Annotated in this window: 3 protein-coding genes; all 3 read left to right on the top strand. The window is 56.6% G+C overall.

Annotated elements, in window-relative coordinates; genetic code table 11:
* The first annotated feature begins 3 nt into the window (after positions 1-3).
* Positions 4-459, top strand: a complete 456-nt coding sequence (locus SO139_RS46095; protein ID WP_498542141.1) for a carbohydrate ABC transporter permease — start codon at positions 4-6, stop codon at positions 457-459.
* Between the two features lie 11 nt (positions 460-470).
* Positions 471-1331: a carbohydrate ABC transporter permease gene (locus SO139_RS46090; protein WP_449379866.1), complete on the top strand. Its 861-nt coding sequence runs from the start codon at positions 471-473 to the stop codon at positions 1329-1331.
* On the top strand, positions 1328-1598 hold a 271-nt coding region (locus SO139_RS46085; RefSeq protein WP_498542140.1), incomplete at its 3' end, for a PfkB family carbohydrate kinase. The genes SO139_RS46090 and SO139_RS46085, both read left to right, overlap by 4 nt.

The following is a 1598-nucleotide window of genomic DNA, read 5'->3' as shown; positions in this document are numbered from 1 at the left end:
GGCATTGGCCGGTTTGCATGGATTTCAGATCCCGGCACAGCGATGTCCTCCCTGATCCTGATCGACGTATGGACTTATACGCCGTTCTTCGCGTTGATCATCTTTGCTGGCCTTCAAGGGATCAACGAGGAGGTGAGGGAGGCCGCTCGCGTCAATGGTGCGAAGGGTTGGGCAACCTTCCTGCATATCGAGCTGCCGCTGATTGCTCCATACATGCTGATCGCGGCAGTGTTTCGGCTGATCGAGTCCCTCAATCAGTTCGACATCATATTCGGGACAACCCAAGGCGGGCCCGGCAACAGCACCTCGGTACTTTCGGTGCGCGCCTACATTACCGCATTCCAACATCTCGCCTTTGGGCGTGGTGCCGCCCTTATGGTCGTCAACTGGATGATCGTTCTGTTCGGAACTTTCGCCATGGTCAAGCTGTGGCGCTTTGTTCGGCAGCGCGTAAGCTGAGGAAGCAGCGCATGCGGTTCAATCGCTCGACGCCCACAAACCTGGTATTGAACATCCTCGTCGGCATTTGCGCATTGATCCTGGCCTTTCCACTTATTTGGATCGTAATGATGTCGTTGAAGCAGCAGGCCGAGGTCATGACCTGGCCGCCAAGCTTCCTGTTCTCGCCCACATTGGAAAACTTTCGCGTCCTATTTGATGTCGCGCAGGCAGGAGCGACCAGCTACGGCACTATCAAGGTCGATTTCCTCACGCCGATTACGAACAGCGTCATCATTGCGCTTGGCTCCGTCTTCATCTCTCTGCTCGTGGGAGTGCCTGCCGGCTACGTCCTGGCGAGGCGGGACATACCGCTCAAGGAAGACATTGCGTTCTTCATTCTCGGATTCCGTTTCGCCCCTGTCCTCCTGGTCGTCATCCCTCTCTTCAGCGTCTTCCAGACGATCGGATTGTATGACACCTATATCGGTATGATCTGGGTCTATCAGGTCGTCACATTACCAATGATCGTCTGGCTGAGCCGCTCTTATATCGAAGATATCCCAAAGGACATCGAGGAAGCGGCTGCCATGGATGGTGCCAAGCCCTTCCGGATCGTGCTGCACATCGTGCTGCCGCTCTTGAAACCGGGCCTGATCGGTGCCTCGCTGCTCATTTTCCTACTCGCCTGGCACAACTTTGCCCTTGGTCTGATCCTCTCCTCGACCAAGGCGCCCGTGACGGTCGCTCTTCTCAAATTGCTCAATCCGGGCGTGCAATTCTACCCTGTTATGGCGGCAGGCCTGGTCGTGACGATGATCATTCCCGTCATTCTGATCGTGATCGGCCAACGCCACCTCGAACGTGGCCTTACCTTCGGTGCTGTAAAATGAGTGCCAGGCCATTGATGTTCTTCGGAACGACCAATCTGGATCTCAGCTTCAACGTCGAACGCCTTCCAACGCCGGGCGAAAGCCTGATGGGTACGCTCACCCGCAACCCCGGAGGGAAGGGCGCCAACCAGGCTGTCGCTGCCGCTCGACTTGGCCTTCGGCCACATTTCTACACACGTCTCGGTGATGATGATGCCGGTCATTCCCTCTTGCAGTCATTGGGTGAGGCTGGCGTTCGCCCGGACGCGATCAAGATCTGTCCTGGAG

Source organism: Bradyrhizobium sp. UFLA05-89 (assembly GCF_059803475.1).
The sequence above is the reverse complement of the archived record's forward strand: the minus strand, read 5'-3'. Positions and strand labels throughout refer to the sequence as shown.

Coding starts and splice junctions, on each gene's coding strand:
- SO139_RS46090 (WP_449379866.1), top strand. CDS start 471: ATGCGGTTCAATCGCTCGACGCCCACAAACCTGGTATTGAACATCCTC.